The organism is Pseudomonas triticifolii (genome assembly GCF_014358015.1).
Classification (GTDB): Bacteria; Pseudomonadota; Gammaproteobacteria; order Pseudomonadales; family Pseudomonadaceae; genus Aquipseudomonas; species Aquipseudomonas triticifolii.
On the sequence record NZ_JACONV010000002.1, the window covers coordinates 298,860 to 316,634 of the forward strand.

Genomic DNA, 17,775 nt, shown 5'->3' on the forward strand with positions numbered 1-17,775 from the left:
TTAATCAGCTTCAACCCTGCACGATGCAGGAGGCCAGGTGCTCGGACAGAGCATCCCAGGCAATATTTTGTTGTTCACCCTGACCACGCAGGGGTTTGACACCAATGATCTTCTGGGCGAGCTCTTCTTCGCCGAGGATCAGAGCATACAGCGCGCCACTCTTGTCGGCCTTCTTGAACTGGCTCTTGAAGCTGCCGGCTCCGGCGTTGACCTGCAGACGAAGGTTCGGCATGCGGTCACGCAATTGCTCGGCCAGCGTCAGCCCGGCAAGTTCAGCCGCTTCGCCGAACGCGCAGAGGTACACATCCACCTGACGGGAAATCTCTTCGGGGATCTGCTCAAGGGTTTCCAACAGCAGCACCAGACGCTCGATACCCATCGCAAAACCGACACCTGCAGTCGGCTTGCCGCCCATCTGCTCGACCAGACCGTCGTAACGACCGCCCGCACAGACAGTGCCCTGAGCACCCAGTTGATCGGTGACCCATTCGAAAACGGTCTTGCTGTAGTAATCCAGCCCGCGCACCAGCTTGGGGTTGATCACATACGGAATACCGGCAGCGTCCAGACGGGCTTTCAGGCCCTCGAAGTGCACGCGGGATTCTTCGTCCAGATAATCAGCCAGCTTCGGCGCATCCACCAGCACCGCCTGAGTTTCGGGATGCTTGGTGTCGAGCACGCGCAGCGGGTTGGTTTTCAGGCGGCGCTGGCTGTCCTCGTCCAGTTGATCGAGACGGGCCGACAGAAACGCCACCAGAGCGTCGCGGTAACGCGCTCGCGCTTCGCTCGTGCCCAGGCTGTTAAGTTCAAGCTTGACCGCGTTACGGATGCCCAGCATGCCCCACAGGCGCCAGGTCATGACGATCAGCTCGGCGTCGATGTCCGGACCATCGAGGTTGAAGACTTCCACGCCAATCTGGTGAAACTGGCGATAACGGCCTTTCTGCGGACGTTCGTGGCGGAACATCGGACCGATGTACCACAGCTTCTGCACCTGACCACCGCCCGTGATGCCGTGCTCGAGCACGGCACGCACGCATGCCGCAGTCCCTTCAGGGCGCAGGGTCAGAGAGTCACCGTTGCGGTCTGCAAAGGTGTACATCTCTTTCTCGACGATATCGGTGACTTCGCCGATGGAGCGTTTGAACAGGTCGGTGAACTCGACGATCGGCATGCGGATCTGCCGATAACCGTAGTTATCCAGCAGACGCGAAACAGTGCCCTCGAAGTGGCGCCACAGAGGCGTCTGCTCGGGCAGGATGTCGTTCATGCCACGAATGGCTTGCAGAGACTTACTCACAAAAAATCCTTAGCAATACGGGTTAGCTGCGCACGATGACCGATGCGTCAGCTTCGACCTTTTGAGCCGCTTTCTCGCGAATCAAGCGTTCAAGCTCGTCCACGAGATTATCGTTGGTCAGCTTCTGTGCGGGCTTGCCGTCGATGTAGATCAGGTTCGGCGTGCCACCGGTGAGGCCGACATGAGCCTCCTTGGCTTCGCCAGGACCATTGACCACACAACCGATAACGGCGACATCCAGCGGCACCAGCAAATCTTCGAGACGACCTTCCAGCTCGTTCATGGTCTTGACCACATCGAAGTTCTGCCGCGAGCAGCTCGGGCAGGCGATGAAGTTGATGCCACGGGAACGAAGGCGCAACGATTTGAGGATGTCGTAACCTACCTTCACCTCTTCGACCGGATCAGCGGCCAGCGAGATGCGGATAGTATCGCCAATTCCTTCGGCGAGCAGCATACCTAGGCCGACGGCCGATTTCACTGTGCCTGAACGCAATCCGCCCGCCTCGGTGATACCAAGGTGCAACGGCTGGACGATCTGTTTGGCCAGCAGACGGTAGGCTTCCACAGCCATGAACACGTCCGAAGCCTTCACACTGACCTTGAAATCCTGAAAATTCAGACGTTCCAGGTGCTCGACATGGCGCAGTGCCGATTCGACCAGCGCGGCGGGCGTAGGCTCGCCGTACTTCTTTTGCAGGTCTTTTTCCAGCGAGCCGGCGTTGACGCCGATGCGGATCGGAATACCGCGGTCACGTGCGGCATCGACCACGGCACGCACACGGTCCTCGCGACCGATGTTGCCAGGGTTGATGCGCAGGCAGTCCACACCCAGCTCAGCCACGCGCAAGGCGATCTTGTAGTCGAAGTGGATATCGGCAACCAGCGGCACCTTGACCAGCTGCTTGATTCGGCCAAACGCTTCGGCGGCGTCCATGTCCGGCACGGAAACGCGCACGATGTCGACGCCCGCGGCTTCCAGCCGGTTGATCTGGGCGACCGTGGCCGCCACATCATTGGTGTCACTGTTGGTCATGCTCTGCACCGCAATCGGGGCATCGCCGCCGACAGGAACAGAGCCCACCCAGATTTTTCTGGATTCGCGACGTTTGATCGGAGATTCGCCGTGCATGACTTATTGCCCTAGTTTCAGGCGAGCAGTTTCGCCGCTGGTAAAAGGAGCCACGTCTACAGGCTGACCGTTGTAGCTGACTTGCGCACCGCGTGCGAAACCCAGACGCAGGGTCAGCGGCGGCTTGCCGTTGACGTCCAGGCTTTCGCCCTTGCGCTTGAGACCGCTGACCAACACCTTGCCGTTGCCGTCCGTCACCTGGGTCCAGCAATCTGCGGTGAACTGCACATTGACCTGACCGGCACCTGCCACCATCGGCGCAGGCTGTTCGGCGGGTGTGGTCGGCATCGACGGAACGACAGGCGCAACAGAAGGCATCTGCGCCGTGGTCGCCGGAGGTGTTGCGGTAGCTGCAGGCGTCTGCGTGTGCGCAGGCGCGTTGACGGTTGGAGCCGGAACGACAGGCGTAGCGTTCTGGGTTTCACTGGCCGGCGTTCCGGTATTCAACGGCAACGTGGTCTGACCGGCGGTCTGATTCTCGACAACGGCCTGGTCCTCAGGCTCATCCAGCGGATGAATCTGGGTCGTGCCGTCAGCGCTTTCGACTTCTACGTGTTCAAGGTTGAGCCCGGACTGATCCTTGCCGCGCAGGGTGGCCTGATCCTGCCACCAGACGAAACCACCGCCTACCAGCACCACTAGCAGCAATAGACTCACGATACGCAGAATGTTGTGCGACAGGCGAACGGGCTCTTCGATACGACCCAATGCATGAACCGGGCTGCCTTTGCCGTCCGTACCGGTGAACTGGTCGAACTGCTCGACCAGCGCGGCCTGGTCAAGCTCCAGCAGTTTCGCGTAGGCGCGCACATAGCCGCGGGCGAAAGTATGCCCGGGCAGCTTTTCAAAGTTCCCGTTTTCCAGGTGACTGAGCGAGGCCACAGTCAGGTTCATCCTCAACGCCACATCTGGCAGCGACCAGTTTCTGCTCTCGCGGACCTGGCGCAGGGTCTCCCCAGGATTCGTGCGGGTGGTTGCTACAACTTCGGGATGCGCCGCTTTCATCATTGCTCCGACAGGTATTGCTGATATTCCGGCGTACCGGGATAGAGTCTTTTTAATTGCAGACCATAACTGGCTGCCTTGTTGCGGTCGTCATAAATTTTGGCCAACCGCGCACCTAGCAATAGACTACGTGCATTTTGCTCACTCAGTTGATTAAAGCGGTCGTAATAATCACGCGACGGCACATATTGCCCGTCTTCGTAAGACAACTCAGCCATTTCCAGCAGCGAGCGCGGTTGTTGACGGTCCAGGCGCAGGGCCTTGGTGAACTGCTCACGGGCCTGCTCACGGTTGCCGAGCTTGAGCGATGTCATGCCCAGGCTCTCGAAAACCCGTGAGCGCTCAGGGTAGAGGTTGTCGGCCGCGGCCTGCTCGAAGCGCTCGTAGGCTTCCTTGTAACGCCCCTGCTCGAACAGGAAACTACCGAAATTATTGACGATTCGTGTGTCATCGCGACTGGCGGACATCGCCTTGCGAAAATACTGTTCGGCGAGCTCTGGCTCCATTTCGGCCTGAAAGACCAGTGCCAGCGCCGCGTTGGCCTGCGCATCCGAACCATCGAGCTCAAGGGCTTTCTTCAGAGGGACCTTGGCACGTTCGGTCTGACCCTGCTGAAGGTATCCGATACCCAACTGAACGTAAGCCTTGCGCGCCTCTTCACGACCCTGAGAGGTCGAGAGCGGATTGATATTGCCTGTCGAAACGCAACCCACGAGCAGCATGACAGCACAGAGCAGCAATGAGGCGCGTACAGACATGAGATCCCTCTTGGCGGTGTCGCGGTCAGGTTCGGGTTGCTGCGCCTGGCGCTGTATCGGCCTCGGCACTCAACTCACGCACGGCAATGTAGCGCTCGCTACGGCGCGTGCGATCCATCACCTGCCCGACCAACTGGCCGCATGCAGCATCGATGTCTTCACCGCGCGTGGTACGCACAGTGACGTTGTAGCCAGCCTGATGCAACAGATCCTGAAAACGACGGATCGCATTGTTGCTCGGACGCTCGTACCCGGAGTGCGGGAACGGGTTGAACGGGATCAGGTTGATCTTGCAGGGCGTGTCCTTGAGCAACTCGATCATCTCGACGGCATGCTCGACCTTGTCGTTGATGTCCTTGAGCATGGTGTACTCGATGGTGAGCACACGCTTTTCGCCCAGATTCGACATGTAGCGACGGCAGGATTCGAGCAGCATCTTGAGCGGGTATTTCTTGTTGATCGGCACCAACTGGTTGCGCAGCGCGTCATTGGGCGCGTGCAGCGACAGGGCCAGCGACACATCGATGTGCTTGGACAGCTCATCGATCATCGGCACCACGCCTGAGGTGGACAGTGTCACCCGACGTTTGGAAATGCCATACCCCAGGTCATCCATCATCAGATGCATGGCGGCAATGACATTATCGAAGTTCAGCAGTGGCTCACCCATGCCCATCATCACCACGTTGGTGATGGCACGGTCGACGGTTGCCGGGACACTGCCAAAGGATTTGTTGGCAATCCACACCTGGCCGATGACTTCGGCGGCGGTGAGGTTGCTGTTGAAGCCTTGCTTGCCGGTGGAGCAGAAACTGCAATCCAGGGCACAGCCCGCCTGGGAAGACACGCACAGTGTGCCGCGCTTGCCCTGCGGAATATAGACGGTCTCGACGCAGCTGCCGGACTCGACACGCACCACCCATTTACGGGTGCCGTCGCTCGAAATGTCCTCGCTGACGACTTCAGGACCGCGAACTTCAGCGCAGGCCTTGAGCTTTTCGCGCAGGGCCTTGCTGACGTTCGTCATGGCGTCGAAATCATCGACGCCAAAGTGGTGAATCCACTTCATGACCTGACCGGCACGGAAGCGCTTCTCCCCGATAGAGTCGAAGAATTTTTCCATTTCCAGTTGAGTCAGACCCAACAGGTTGGTTTTACCAGTCGATGCAATCATGAATTCACCCTTCACTCGTGAGTCGCAAGACTTAGCGAGTGGTTACCTCGGTAGCTGCGAAGAAGTACGAGATTTCGCGAGCAGCGGCTGCTTCGGAATCGGAACCGTGAACAGCGTTGGCATCGATGGAATCAGCGAAGTCAGCACGGATGGTGCCGGCAGCAGCTTCTTTAGGGTTGGTAGCGCCCATCAGCTCACGGTTCAGAGCGATAGCGTTTTCGCCTTCCAGAACCTGAACGACAACCGGACCGGAAATCATGAACGCAACCAGGTCACCGAAGAAACCACGAGCGCTGTGCTCAGCGTAGAAACCTTCAGCTTCAGCCTTGGACAGCTGCTTCAGCTTGGAAGCAACGACGCGCAGACCGGCTTTTTCAAAACGAGTGGTGATCTCGCCGATTACGTTCTTTGCAACGGCGTCAGGCTTGATGATGGAGAAAGTACGTTGAACAGCCATGGTGAAACTCCAGAAACAGTGATTGAAGCGAAAAATTAAACCCGCGAATTATACGCGGGTTCTGGTGTATTGCCTAACTGCGTAAGTAACTGAACGTCAATCCGCCTCGTCTTCCCAGGCGGTCTGGATCGCTTCGAGGACTTTCTCCCCGCCACGATCGCGCTCATCCTCGAAGTCGGGAAGCGCCATGACCAGATCGCGCAATTTGACGAAATTCAATGAAAACGGATTGGTATCCGGGTATTTATCGGCCAATTGAATAGCGATTTCCTGCACATCGACCCATTTGAGGCTCATGAGCGTTCCTTGAATCAGTGCGGCGCTTCGGCAGCGTGGTTGAGCGAGTATTTTGGTATTTCGACGGTCAGGTCTTCAGTGCCGACAATCGCCTGACAGGATAGACGCGATTGAGCTTCAAGACCCCAGGCTTTGTCCAGCATGTCTTCTTCCAGCTCGTCGGCTTCGTTCAGCGAGTTGAAGCCTTCGCGAATGACGCAGTGGCAGGTCGTGCAGGCACAGACACCGCCGCAGGCGCTTTCGATCTCGATGTGGTGCTCGTGAGCAATCTCGAGGATAGACGTACCGGGCTCAACCTCTACAACCAGCCCGTCCGGGCAATGCTCGGCGTGGGGCAGAAAAATCACCTGCGGCATCAGTTATTCCTCAATTTCATTCAGATTGCGCCCGGCCAGCGCGGCTTTTACCGTCGAATCAAGGCGGCGGGCAGCAAATGCATCGGTCACTTGCGACAGACGTTTGGTCTGCTGCTCGATGGCATGAGCATCGGTGCCTTGCATCAATTCACGTAATTCGTCCATTTGCAGGTTGATGACCAGCCGCTCTTCCTCATCGAGAAGACGCTCGCCATCGGCATCCAGCGCGCCCTGCACCGCTTCAAGCAGGCGCTCGGCGTCGACCTGATGCTCACGCAGCATGCGGGCGACCTTGTCATCACCGGCATACTCGAAGGAATCCTTGAGCATGCGGGTGATTTCGCCATCGGTCAGACCGTAAGAAGGCTTGACCTGAATGCTCGCCTCGATGCCCGAGCCAAGCTCACGCGCCGAAACATTCAACAGACCGTCGGCATCCACCTGGAAGGTGACGCGGATCTTGGCCGCACCCGCCACCATCGGCGGAATGCCACGCAGCTCGAAGCGCGCCAGCGAACGGCAATCGCTGATCAGCTCGCGTTCACCTTGCAGCACATGAATCATCATGGCCGTCTGGCCATCTTTATAAGTGGTGAAGTCCTGACCGCGCGCCACAGGAATCGTGGTGTTGCGCGGAATGACCTTCTCCATCAGCCCACCCATGGTTTCCAGCCCCAGCGAGAGCGGAATCACATCGAGCAGCAGCAATTCTTCGCCGTCCCGTTTGTTGCCAGCCAGGGTATCGGCCTGGATCGCGGCCCCGATGGCCACCACTTGATCCGGGTCAATTTCGGTCAACGGCTGACGGCCGAACAGCTCGGCGACGGCTTCACGTACACGCGGCACGCGAGTCGAGCCGCCGACCATGACAACCGCTTCGACTTCTTCAAGCTCGATCCCGGTATCACGTACGGCACGGCGACAGGCTTTAAGGCTGCGGGCGACCATTGGCTCGACCATCGCGTTGAACACTTCGCGTGTCAGCGCTCCCTGCCACTCGCCGTACGTGACATCGACAGTATCGGTATCCGTCAGGGCTTCCTTGGCTGCGCACGCTGCCTGCAACAGGCTGCGCTGGGCAGAAGGTGCCAGGTCGGCAGACAGACCTGCCTCGGCGACAATCCAGCTGGCAATCGCGTGGTCGAAATCATCGCCACCCAGCGCGGTGTCGCCACCCGTAGCCAATACTTCGAACACGCCGCCGGTCAGACGCAGGATCGAGATATCGAATGTGCCGCCACCCAGATCGTAAATAGCAACCACGCCTTCGGCTTTCTGGTCCAGGCCATAGGCGACCGCAGCCGCAGTCGGCTCGTTGAGCAGACGCAGCACGTTGAGACCTGCCAGCCTGGCGGCGTCCTTGGTGGCCTGACGCTGCGCGTCATCGAAATAGGCCGGCACGGTGATGACCGCTCCCACCAGCTCGCCACCCAAGGACTCTTCAGCACGCTGACGCAATACCTTGAGAATATCAGCCGACACTTCCACCGGGCTTTTCGGCCCCTGGACGGTTTCGATGAAAGGCATGTGCGATTCGCCACCGACGAAGCGGTAAGGCAGCTGCTCACCCAATTGCTTGACGTCAGTCAGCCCACGCCCCATGAGACGCTTGACCGACAGCACCGTATTGAACGGATCCTGCGAGGCGGCGGCTTTGGCCGATTGCCCGACTTCGACACGTTCAGCGTGGTAGCGAACGGCAGAAGGCAGGATGACCTCCCCTTGCGCGTCAGCCAGAGGCTCGGACAGGCCGCTGCGCACTGCAGCAACCAGAGAGTTGGTAGTGCCCAAGTCGATCCCCACAGCCAGACGGCGCTGATGCGGTTGAGGACTGAGGCCAGGTTCGGCGATCTGCAGTAAGGCCATGCGTTTTCAGAATAATCACTGGCGTGCGGCCAAGGCAGCACGGGGTTAATCGTCGAGGCGCTCTTCTAGCTGGCGCACTTCGTGAGAAAGCTTGTCGAGAAACTGCATGCGCCGCATCAGCCTTTCGGCGTGCTCGCGCTGCGCAGCGTCATTCCAACAGGCAGCAAAGCTCTGGTTCAGTTCATCCTGAGCCACCTTGAGACGACGCTTGAACGTTGCCACTCCGGCAAGATCAGCTTCATCCTGCAGATCTTCAAGTTCTTCGCGCCATTGCATCTGCTGCAGAAGAAAGTCGGGATCGTGCACAGTGACCTCAAGAGGCACCTCGTTGCCATTCATGGCCAACAGGTAACGTGCCCGTTTAGGCGGGCTCTTGAGGGTCTGATAGGCTTCATTGAGGCTGGCGGAACGCTCAAGCGCCGTCCGTTGCTCACGCTCGGAAGCGTCGGCAAAGCGGTCGGGATGGACGCCACGCGCCAATTCGCGATAACGCGTCGCCAGATGATCGAGATCAAGCTCAAAATCGGGCTTGAGCTCGAACAAGGCGAAGTGACAGGGAGTACCCACGATAAAAGCCTCAGACGTTGAAGCTTTCGCCGCAGCCGCACTCACCGCGCGAATTGGGGTTATTGAACTTGAAGCCTTCGTTCAATCCTTCCCGAACGAAGTCGAGCTCCGTGCCATCGAGATAGACCAGGCTTTTCGGGTCGATAATCACCTTCACGCCGTGCATTTCGAACACGGTGTCTTCGCCGGCCGCCTCATCGACGAACTCGAGCACATAGGCAAGACCTGAACAACCTGTGGTGCGAACACCCAGACGAACGCCATCACCCTTGCCACGCCCCTCGAGGGAACGTCGTACGTGGTTAGCGGCAGCTTCTGTCATGCTGATAGCCATCGGAACTCCTTACGCGTTTCTGAAAAAGAGCTGCTTATTACAGCAGGCCTTTCTTCTGCTTGTAATCGCGAACGGCCGCTTTGATAGCGTCTTCAGCGAGCACGGAGCAGTGAATCTTTACCGGTGGCAGTGCCAGCTCTTCAGCCAGCTGAGTGTTCTTGATGGTCTCTGCTTCATCCAGAGTCTTGCCTTTCATCCACTCGGTTGCCAGAGAGCTGGAAGCGATTGCCGAACCGCAGCCATAGGTCTTGAACTTGGCGTCTTCGATAACGCCCTGCTCGTTGACCTTGATCTGCAGACGCATCACGTCGCCGCACGCTGGAGCGCCGACCATGCCGGTGCCAACATCAGGATCTTCCGCGTTCATCTTGCCGACGTTGCGCGGATTCTCGTAGTGGTCGATGACCTTTTCGCTGTAAGCCATGATTCTATTCCTCTCACATCAGGGAGCCGCTCTTCAGGTCGTGCCAGCCGATGCTGACCACGACCTGTTTTGGAGGCGACTTTAAATTAGTGCGCCGCCCACTCGATCTTGGAGATATCGACGCCGTCTTTGAACATGTCCCACAGCGGCGAAAGCGTACGCAGCTTGGTAACGGCCTCGCAGACTTTCTGCGCGGCATAATCGATTTCTTCTTCGGTGGTGAAGCGACCGAAGGTGAAGCGAATCGAGCTGTGTGCCAGTTCGTCGTTGCGGCCCAGGGCGCGCAGCACGTAAGAAGGCTCGAGCGACGCCGAGGTGCAGGCCGAACCGGACGACACAGCCAGATCCTTGAGCGCCATGATCAGCGACTCGCCTTCAACGTAGTTGAAGCTCAGGTTCAGGTTGTGCGGTACGCGGGCGGTCATGCTGCCGTTGACATAAAGCTCTTCCAGGTTCTCGACCTGCTTGAAGAAACGATCGCTGAGCGCTTTGACGCGTACGTTTTCAGCAGCCATTTCTTCTTTGGCGATACGGAACGCTTCACCCATACCCACGATCTGGTGGGTCGCGAGCGTGCCGGAACGCATGCCACGCTCGTGACCGCCGCCATGCATGGCGGCTTCGAGGCGCACACGCGGCTTACGGCTGACGTACAGCGCGCCGATACCTTTCGGACCGTAGGTCTTGTGGGCAGAGAACGACATCAGATCAACCTTGAGGCTGGCCAGGTCGATCTCAACCTTGCCGGTCGATTGCGCGCCATCAACGTGGAACAACACGCCGCGAGAGCGGGTCAGCTCACCGATCGCTGCAATGTCGTTGATGGTGCCGATCTCGTTGTTCACGTGCATGATCGACACCACGATGGTGTCGTCACGCAGTGCCGCTTCGATCATGGCTGGCGTGATCAGACCGTCTTCGCCCGGCTCGATATAAGTCACTTCAAAACCTTCACGCTCCAGTTGGCGCGTGGTATCCAGGACAGCCTTGTGCTCGACCTTGGAGGTGATGATGTGCTTGCCCTTGCTGGCGTAGAAGTGCGCAACGCCCTTGATCGCAAGGTTGTTGGACTCGGTGGCACCAGAGGTCCAGACAATTTCACGTGGATCGGCGTTGACCAGATCAGCGACCTGACGGCGGGCATTCTCGACCGCCTCTTCAGCTTTCCAGCCAAAGACATGGGAGCGCGATGCCGGGTTGCCGAAGTTTCCTTCGACTGTCAGGCATTCGATCATTTTCTGCGCGACACGCGGATCGACCGGGGTCGTCGCGGAGTAATCGAGGTAAATCGGCAATTTCATTGAAGCTCTCCTATCAGGCAGGCGCACCGCTCATTCATCTGCGTTCATTCAACGGCGGACGTTTCAATCTTACCCAGTTGCGACGTATTGCTGTGGCTACGGCGCATATCCTGGCGCTGAGCGACTTCTTGTACCTCACGGCGAGTGACAAGATCCGCCAAGCTGATACCGCTTAGAAATTCGTGAATCTGCTGGCTCAGGTCGCACCACAAGTGGTGAGTGAGACAGGTGTCGCCAGCGTGGCAATCACCCAGTCCCTGGCAGCGTGTGGCATCGACCGATTCATTCACCGCGTCGACGACCTGCGCCACCTGGATACCTTTCATGTCGCGAGACAGCTGATAACCACCACCCGGGCCGCGAACACTGGAAACCAGGTTGCCGCGGCGTAGCTTGGCGAACAGTTGCTCGAGATAAGACAGGGAAATGCCCTGTCGCTCGGAGATATCGGCCAGAGACACTGGCCCGGTCTGCGCGTGCAAGGCCAGGTCAAGCATGGCTGTTACAGCGTATCGGCCTTTTGTAGTCAGTCGCATGGCGTGTACCGCAGAGGATCGGAATAAGCGCGAGTATGCTATTCCCGAGTAAATGAGTCAACTATTAGACCGAGTAAAACACTCGGGATTAGCAAAAAGTGCGGGCTGCATCATACCAAAAGTGCGACACAATGGCACGCCCGTCACCCCCGCCCACACTAGTCAACCTTGTCCTCGAGCCTGTCTTCGCGCTTGTCCTTGACGCAATCGAAGACCTCGTCGCGCAACTCCGGCAGATCCTTGGCGCAATAGTCGCTGCCCAGCCGACTGAGCGCGCCGCACATACCTTCGAGACGACCATCAACGGCCTGCAAATGGTCGAGCAACTGGCCAATAGCGCGCGCGACCGGGTCGGGCATGTCGGCGCTGACACCGTAGGCATCGAAACCCAGCTTTTCAGCCATGGCCTTGCGCTTGGCTTCGGTTTCGTCGTCAGACTTGACGATGATGCGCCCCGGAATACCGACCGCCGTGGCACCGGCAGGCACTGCCTTGGTGACAACGGCATTGGAGCCGATCTTGGCCCCGGCCCCCACGGTGAACGGGCCCAGCACCTTTGCACCAGCTCCGACCACCACACCGTCTTCCAGCGTCGGGTGGCGCTTTCCGGCATTCCAACTGGTGCCGCCCAGGGTCACGCCCTGATAGAGCGTCACGTCATTGCCGATCTCGGCGGTTTCACCGATCACAATGCCCATGCCGTGATCAATGAAGAAGCGGCGACCGATCCGGGCCCCCGGATGAATCTCGATCCCGGTCATCCAGCGACCGAAATTGGACACCACGCGCGCCAGCCACTTCCAGCCCTTGCCCCACAGGATGTGCGCAAAACGGTGCAGCCAGATGGCGTGCATGCCCGGATAGCAGGTCAGGACGTCGAATGCGTTGCGCGCAGCAGGATCACGGTGAAACACACTTTGAATATCTTCTCGCAGACGCTCGAACATCACTGATCCTTCCGCTTGTAGGGTTCACCGCGCGCGGCTTTCTGGGTCTCGGTAAGAATCCCGCGCAGGATGCTGAGCTCGGAATGCTCGACTTCACTGCGACCGAACAGTCTGCGCAACCGCGCCATCAAGTGCCGGGGCTTTTCGGGATCAAGGAAACCGATAGCCACCAGCGTTGCTTCCAGATGACCGTAAAAGCCTTCCATTTCGTCCATGGTCGCAAGCTCGGCGCTGTGCGCAGCTTTTGACGCCTCGTCCTGAGCCGGCTGCTCACTGGCAGCAAGCCAGGACATGCGCACTTCATAGCTGAGCACCTGCACGGCGGCAGCCAGATTCAGCGAGCTGAAATCGGGGTTGGACGGGATGTGCACATGGAAATGACAACGCTGCAGCTCTTCGTTGGTCAGGCCCGCGTGCTCGCGACCGAACACCAGCGCAACCTCGGCGCCCTGCCCGGCCTGCTCGACAACCTTCACGCCCGAGGCGCGCGGGTCCAGCATCGGCCACGGCAGACTGCGATCACGCGCACTGGTACCCAGCACCAGACGACAACCCACCAGCGCCTCTTCAAGGGTGGCGACGACCTGGGCACCTTCCAGAATATCGGTGGCGCCGGACGCACGCGCATCGGCATCGGGCGACGGAAAGATCCGCGGATCGACCAGTACCAGGCGCGAAAGCCCCATGTTTTTCATGGCGCGAGCAGCCCCGCCGATATTTCCGGGATGGGTAGTGCCGACCAGGACAACACGAATGTTCTGCAACAAGGCGAACGCTCACTGACGCGAATTAGGGGGGCAAATCTTACAGAAACACCCCGATTAACGCTATGAACCTGTTCAGGCCTGGCGACCTTTGGCCGCACCCGGGCGCGACGAAAAATGCCCTGAAACCCGACATCCGTTACAACGCAAGGCTGGAAATAATTCGACGCACCCCATAGAATGGCCGGCTCTCTTTAACAACCTTAGGTGAATTGTCCATGCAGCCCATGCTGAATATCGCGCTGCGCGCCGCCCGCAGCGCCAGCGAATTGATTTTCCGCTCCATCGAGCGCTTGGATACCATCAAGGTCGACGAAAAAGAAGCCAAAGACTACGTCACAGAGATCGACCGTGCCGCCGAACAGAGCATCATCACCGCTCTGCGCAAGGCGTACCCGACCCACGGCATCCTGGGCGAAGAAAGCGGCATGCATGAAGGCAGCGGCGAAGGCACCGATTACCTGTGGATCATCGACCCACTGGACGGCACCACCAACTTCGTTCGTGGCATCCCGCACTTCGCAGTCAGCATCGCCTGCAAATACCGCGGTCGCCTTGAACACGCTGTTATTCTGGATCCGGTCCGCCAGGAAGAATTCACTGCCAGTCGTGGTCGCGGTGCTGCACTGAACGGTCGTCGTCTGCGTGTCAGCCAGCGCAAGAGCCTCGAAGGCGCTCTGCTGGGCACCGGCTTTCCTTTCCGCGACAACCAGATGGACAACATCGAAAACTACCTGGGCATGTTCCGCAGCCTGGTCGGCCAGACTGCAGGCATTCGCCGCGCAGGCGCTGCCAGCCTGGACCTCGCGTATGTAGCGGCCGGTCGCTTCGACGCGTTCTGGGAATCGGGCCTGTCCGAGTGGGACATGGCTGCCGGCGCTCTGCTGATTCAGGAAGCAGGCGGACTGGTCAGCGACTTCACAGGCGGTCACGACTTCCTGGAGAAAGGCCACATCGTTGCCGGCAACACCAAGTGCTTCAAGGCTGTGCTGACGGCAATCGCCCCGCACCTGCCGCCTTCACTGAAGCGCTAAGCACCAGACGTAAAAAAACCGGCGAGAGCCGGTTTTTTTATGCCTTGCAGAAAACCCGGCTGACTTACTGGGCCTGACCCAAAATCAACTGACCATTCTTGTCGACAGGAATCTGATTGCCTGGATCACGCTCCATACGGACCTGACCCACTTTCTCGTTCAACTTGTACTTCACGTTGTAACCTACAACCTTCTGGCTCACGTCGTTGACTGTCGTGCAACGGTTCTGCGTCGTGGTGTAAGTGTCACGCTCCTGCATGCCTTCCTGGACCTTGTTACCAGCATAACCGCCGCCGACCGCACCCGCGACCGTCGCGAGCTTCTTGCCATTGCCACCACCGACCTGATTGCCCAGCAAACCGCCCGCAACAGCGCCGATGACGCTGCCCACGATCTGGTGCTGGTCCTTGACCGGCGCCTGATGGGTAACGGTTACGTCCTTGCAAACTTCACGGGGGGTTTTGATCTGCTGATTGATCGGCTCGACAGCCAATACATCTGCGTACTCAGGACCACCCTTGACCAGGCTATAGGTGGCAACGGCACCGCCTGCAGTCACAACAGCAGCACCTAATACAGCACCAACAAGCATAGACTTGTTCACTTGAACCTCCTGACCCAATCGAAACGCAGCATTACTGCGCAATGCCTAGCCTTGGAGCATAAAAAAAGGCGCGAGTTCATCACTCGCGCCTTTTTAATGACAGCTGGCTATTAAGGCAGATCGTCTGCCTTCTCGACCACGACCGGAGGAATCAGATCCTCGGTGGTCAGGTTCAGCCAGATCAGCACCACGTTGGCGATGTAGATCGACGAGTAGGTACCCGCCAGTACACCGATGAACAACGCGATGGAGAAACCTTCCAGGCTGTCGCCACCAAACACCCACAACGCGACGATTGCCAGCAGCGTGGAAATCGATGTAGCCATGGTGCGCAGCAGCGTTTGCGTGGTGGAGATGTTGATGTTTTCAATCAACGACGCCTTACGCAGCAGACGGAAGTTCTCGCGAACCCGGTCGAACACGACGATGGTATCGTTCAACGAGTAACCGATGATCGCCAGCACCGCTGCCAACACCGTCAGGTCGAAGGTGATCTGGAAGAACGAGAGGATGCCCATCGTCACCACCACGTCGTGGATCAGCGAGACGATAGCACCGACCGCGAACTTCCACTGGAAGCGAAACGCCAGGTAGATCAGTACGCCGCCGAGCGCCAGCAGCATGCCGATACCGCCCTGGTCGCGCAGCTCTTCACCGACCTGCGGACCGACGAATTCAACGCGTTTGACCACAGCAGGGTTGTCAGCACCCGACTTGCGAAGCGCTTCTGCAACCTGGGTACCCAGTTGCGGGTCTTCACCCGGCATGCGCACCAACAGGTCCGTGGTCGCGCCGAAGCTCTGTACAACGGCTTCGTGATAGCCCGCCTGAACCAGTTCCTGACGGACCTTGCCCAGATCGGCCGGACGCTCGTAGGTCAGCTCGATGAGCGTACCGCCAGTGAAGTCCAGACCAAAGTTAAGCCCTTTATGGAACCAGCTAAACAACGCCAGTGCGGTAAGAAGCATGGTAATGGCGAACGCAACGTTGCGAACGCCCATGAAGTTGATGGTACGTTTCATGGCAGCCCCTTAAATCCACAACTTCTTGAAGTCACGACCGCCATAGATCAGGTTGACCATTGCGCGGGTCACCATGATGGCTGTGAACATCGAGGTAAAGATCCCGAGCGACATGGTCACCGCAAACCCTTTGACAGGGCCTGTGCCCATCGCAAAGAGAATGCCGCCGACCAGCAGCGTCGTCAGGTTGGCGTCGAGGATCGCCGTGTAGGCACGATCGAAACCTTCGCTGATTGCGCGCTGCACCGTCATGCCGTTGGCGATCTCTTCACGTATCCGCGAGAAGATCAGTACGTTGGCGTCCACCGCCATACCCATGGTCAAAACGATACCGGCGATGCCCGGCAGGGTCAGTGTGGCACCCAGCAGCGACATCAATGCCAGCAGCATGACCATGTTCAAGGCCAGCGCCACCGTGGCAATCACACCGAAGAAGCGGTAGATGGCCATGATGAACAGCGACACGAACAGCATGCCCCACAGGGAAGCGTCGATACCTTTGGTGATGTTGTCAGCACCCAGGCTCGGACCGATGGTGCGCTCTTCAGCGAAGTACATCGGCGCGGCCAGACCACCGGCACGCAACAGCAGCGCCAGCTCGGACGATTCGCCCTGACCGTTCAGGCCCGTGATACGGAACTGGCTGCCCAGTGGCGACTGAATGGTCGCCAGGCTGATGATCTTCTTTTCTTCCTTGAAGGTCTGGACCGGCACGTCTTTCTCGACGCCATTGACCATCTGCTTGGTATAAGTGGTGGTCGGACGCTGCTCGATGAAGATCACCGCCATGCTGCGACCCACGTTGCTGCGGGTTGCGCGGCTCATCAACTCGCCACCATGACCATCAAGGTTGATGTTCACCTGTGGACGGCCATGCTCGTCGAAGCTGGCCTTGGCGTCGGTCACCTGGTCACCGGTGATGATCAGGCCACGCTCCACCGCAGCTGCCGGACGTCCGCCTTCGCGGAATTCGAACATCTCGGTGGTGCCTTTCGAATCATCGGGGCCTGCGCCCAGACGGAATTCAAGGTTGGCAGTCTTGCCCAGAATACGCTTGGCTTCGGCAGTGTCCTGCACGCCTGGCAGTTCAACCACGATGCGGTTGGCACCCTGGCGCTGTACCAGCGGCTCGGCAACACCCAGCTCGTTAACCCGGTTGCGCACCGTGGTCAGGTTCTGCTTGATGGAGTATTCGCGAATCTCGGCCAGCTTGACCGGCGTCAGCGCCAGACGCAGCACGGGAATCCCGTTCAGCTCCGCAGGCGTGATTTCGAAATCGGTAAAGGTCTTGCGCACCAGTGCACGAGCCTGCTCGCGCTCTGCATCGTCGGTAAAGCCCAGTTGAATCACGTTACCCAACTGCGGCAGGCTGCGATAACGCACCTTTTCCTTGCGCAGCAGCGTCTTGACTTCACCTTCGTAGACTTTAAGACGGGCATCGATTGCCTTGTCCATGTCGACTTCCAGCAGGAAGTGCACACCACCGGACAGGTCGAGGCCGAGCTTCATCGGAGTTGCGCCAACGTTGCGCAGCCAGTTCGGCGTGGTACGAGCCAGGTTCAGCGCGACGACGTAGTCATCACCCAGCGCCTTGCGCACGACATCCTTGGCCGGCAACTGGTCTTCCTGCTTGCTCAGACGCAACAAACCGCCTTTGCCATTCTCAGCCAGAGAAGAAGCCTTGACCGCAATGCCGGCATCGGTCAGCGCCTTGGCTGCACGATCCACATCTGCCTGAGTGACTTGCAGCGCGGTACTTGCGCCACTGATCTGGATGGCCGAATCGTCAGGGTAGAGATTGGGTGCGGAATAAATAAAACCGATCACCAGCACCGCCAGGATCAGTACGTATTTCCACAGAGGGTATTTGTTCAGCATCACGCCGCCCGCTTAAAAC

General features: G+C 58.7%; 20 protein-coding genes. 1 reads left to right on the forward strand and 19 read right to left on the reverse strand.

The annotated features are described in order from the left end of the window. Positions 1 to 10 precede the first annotated feature (10 nt). The 16 genes from hisS to trmJ all read right to left on the reverse strand — a co-directional run bounded on the left by hisS (position 11) and on the right by trmJ (position 13,221). Positions 11 to 1,300: a histidine--tRNA ligase gene (gene hisS, locus H8S56_RS06055; protein ID WP_024687086.1), complete on the reverse strand. Its 1,290-nt coding sequence runs from the start codon at positions 1,298 to 1,300 to the stop codon at positions 11 to 13. A 22-nt stretch (positions 1,301 to 1,322) separates the two neighbouring features. Next, complete coding sequence (gene ispG, locus H8S56_RS06060; RefSeq protein WP_024687087.1) at positions 1,323 to 2,432, reverse strand: flavodoxin-dependent (E)-4-hydroxy-3-methylbut-2-enyl-diphosphate synthase; 1,110 nt, start codon at positions 2,430 to 2,432, stop codon at positions 1,323 to 1,325. A gap of 3 nt (positions 2,433 to 2,435) precedes the next feature. After that, positions 2,436 to 3,437, reverse strand: a complete 1,002-nt coding sequence (locus tag H8S56_RS06065) for a RodZ domain-containing protein (RefSeq protein WP_024687088.1) — start codon at positions 3,435 to 3,437, stop codon at positions 2,436 to 2,438. Continuing rightward, on the reverse strand, positions 3,437 to 4,195 hold the full coding sequence (pilW, locus tag H8S56_RS06070; RefSeq protein ID WP_024687089.1) for a type IV pilus biogenesis/stability protein PilW: 759 nt from the start codon (positions 4,193 to 4,195) through the stop codon (positions 3,437 to 3,439). The genes H8S56_RS06065 and pilW overlap by 1 nt, the downstream gene beginning before the upstream one ends. A gap of 25 nt (positions 4,196 to 4,220) precedes the next feature. Next, the gene (gene rlmN, locus H8S56_RS06075; RefSeq protein ID WP_024687090.1) at positions 4,221 to 5,369 is read right to left on the reverse strand and encodes a 23S rRNA (adenine(2503)-C(2))-methyltransferase RlmN; all 1,149 of its coding nucleotides are present in this window, start codon (positions 5,367 to 5,369) and stop codon (positions 4,221 to 4,223) included. Between the two features lie 31 nt (positions 5,370 to 5,400). Continuing rightward, a complete protein-coding gene (gene ndk, locus H8S56_RS06080) occupies positions 5,401 to 5,826 on the reverse strand; it encodes a nucleoside-diphosphate kinase (RefSeq protein ID WP_007916882.1) in 426 nt (141 codons plus the stop codon). Positions 5,827 to 5,922: 96 nt separating this feature from the next. After that, positions 5,923 to 6,123 carry a Fe-S cluster assembly protein IscX gene (iscX, locus tag H8S56_RS06085; protein ID WP_187518131.1) on the reverse strand — a complete coding sequence of 67 codons (201 nt, stop codon included), beginning with the start codon at positions 6,121 to 6,123 and terminating at the stop codon, positions 5,923 to 5,925. A 14-nt stretch (positions 6,124 to 6,137) separates the two neighbouring features. Continuing rightward, positions 6,138 to 6,479, reverse strand: a complete 342-nt coding sequence (gene fdx / locus H8S56_RS06090; RefSeq protein WP_024687092.1) for an ISC system 2Fe-2S type ferredoxin — start codon at positions 6,477 to 6,479, stop codon at positions 6,138 to 6,140. A gap of 3 nt (positions 6,480 to 6,482) precedes the next feature. After that, positions 6,483 to 8,345 (reverse strand): Fe-S protein assembly chaperone HscA, encoded by a 1,863-nt coding sequence (gene hscA, locus H8S56_RS06095; protein WP_187518132.1) that lies wholly within the window; start codon positions 8,343 to 8,345, stop codon positions 6,483 to 6,485. 45 nt (positions 8,346 to 8,390) lie between these two features. Next, complete coding sequence (gene hscB / locus H8S56_RS06100; RefSeq protein WP_073163646.1) at positions 8,391 to 8,912, reverse strand: co-chaperone HscB; 522 nt, start codon at positions 8,910 to 8,912, stop codon at positions 8,391 to 8,393. 10 nt (positions 8,913 to 8,922) lie between these two features. Continuing rightward, positions 8,923 to 9,246, reverse strand: a complete 324-nt coding sequence (gene iscA, locus H8S56_RS06105; protein ID WP_002552477.1) for an iron-sulfur cluster assembly protein IscA — start codon at positions 9,244 to 9,246, stop codon at positions 8,923 to 8,925. 37 nt (positions 9,247 to 9,283) lie between these two features. Further along, positions 9,284 to 9,670 (reverse strand): Fe-S cluster assembly scaffold IscU, encoded by a 387-nt coding sequence (gene iscU / locus H8S56_RS06110; RefSeq protein ID WP_002552476.1) that lies wholly within the window; start codon positions 9,668 to 9,670, stop codon positions 9,284 to 9,286. Between the two features lie 86 nt (positions 9,671 to 9,756). Beyond that, positions 9,757 to 10,971, reverse strand: a complete 1,215-nt coding sequence (locus H8S56_RS06115) for an IscS subfamily cysteine desulfurase (protein ID WP_024687095.1) — start codon at positions 10,969 to 10,971, stop codon at positions 9,757 to 9,759. 44 nt (positions 10,972 to 11,015) lie between these two features. After that, positions 11,016 to 11,507, reverse strand: a complete 492-nt coding sequence (gene iscR, locus H8S56_RS06120; RefSeq protein WP_024687096.1) for a Fe-S cluster assembly transcriptional regulator IscR — start codon at positions 11,505 to 11,507, stop codon at positions 11,016 to 11,018. A gap of 158 nt (positions 11,508 to 11,665) precedes the next feature. Continuing rightward, positions 11,666 to 12,454 carry a serine O-acetyltransferase gene (cysE, locus tag H8S56_RS06125; RefSeq protein WP_024695241.1) on the reverse strand — a complete coding sequence of 263 codons (789 nt, stop codon included), beginning with the start codon at positions 12,452 to 12,454 and terminating at the stop codon, positions 11,666 to 11,668. Next, the gene (trmJ, locus tag H8S56_RS06130; RefSeq protein ID WP_187518133.1) at positions 12,454 to 13,221 is read right to left on the reverse strand and encodes a tRNA (cytosine(32)/uridine(32)-2'-O)-methyltransferase TrmJ; all 768 of its coding nucleotides are present in this window, start codon (positions 13,219 to 13,221) and stop codon (positions 12,454 to 12,456) included. The genes cysE and trmJ overlap by 1 nt, the downstream gene beginning before the upstream one ends. A 215-nt stretch (positions 13,222 to 13,436) precedes the next feature. Here trmJ and suhB point away from each other — a divergent pair, with 215 nt between their 5' ends. Next, positions 13,437 to 14,252, forward strand: coding sequence for a type III secretion system regulator SuhB (suhB, locus tag H8S56_RS06135; protein ID WP_024687099.1), 816 nt, complete (start codon positions 13,437 to 13,439; stop codon positions 14,250 to 14,252). Positions 14,253 to 14,316: 64 nt separating this feature from the next. On the opposite strand, the gene H8S56_RS06140 is transcribed toward suhB, so the two are convergent. The 3 genes from H8S56_RS06140 to secD all read right to left on the reverse strand — a co-directional run bounded on the left by H8S56_RS06140 (position 14,317) and on the right by secD (position 17,756). Beyond that, positions 14,317 to 14,856 carry a glycine zipper 2TM domain-containing protein gene (locus H8S56_RS06140; protein WP_024687100.1) on the reverse strand — a complete coding sequence of 180 codons (540 nt, stop codon included), beginning with the start codon at positions 14,854 to 14,856 and terminating at the stop codon, positions 14,317 to 14,319. A gap of 110 nt (positions 14,857 to 14,966) precedes the next feature. After that, positions 14,967 to 15,878 carry a protein translocase subunit SecF gene (secF, locus tag H8S56_RS06145; protein ID WP_004878723.1) on the reverse strand — a complete coding sequence of 304 codons (912 nt, stop codon included), beginning with the start codon at positions 15,876 to 15,878 and terminating at the stop codon, positions 14,967 to 14,969. Between the two features lie 9 nt (positions 15,879 to 15,887). Then, positions 15,888 to 17,756, reverse strand: a complete 1,869-nt coding sequence (gene secD / locus H8S56_RS06150; protein ID WP_024687102.1) for a protein translocase subunit SecD — start codon at positions 17,754 to 17,756, stop codon at positions 15,888 to 15,890. Positions 17,757 to 17,775: the final 19 nt, after the last annotated feature.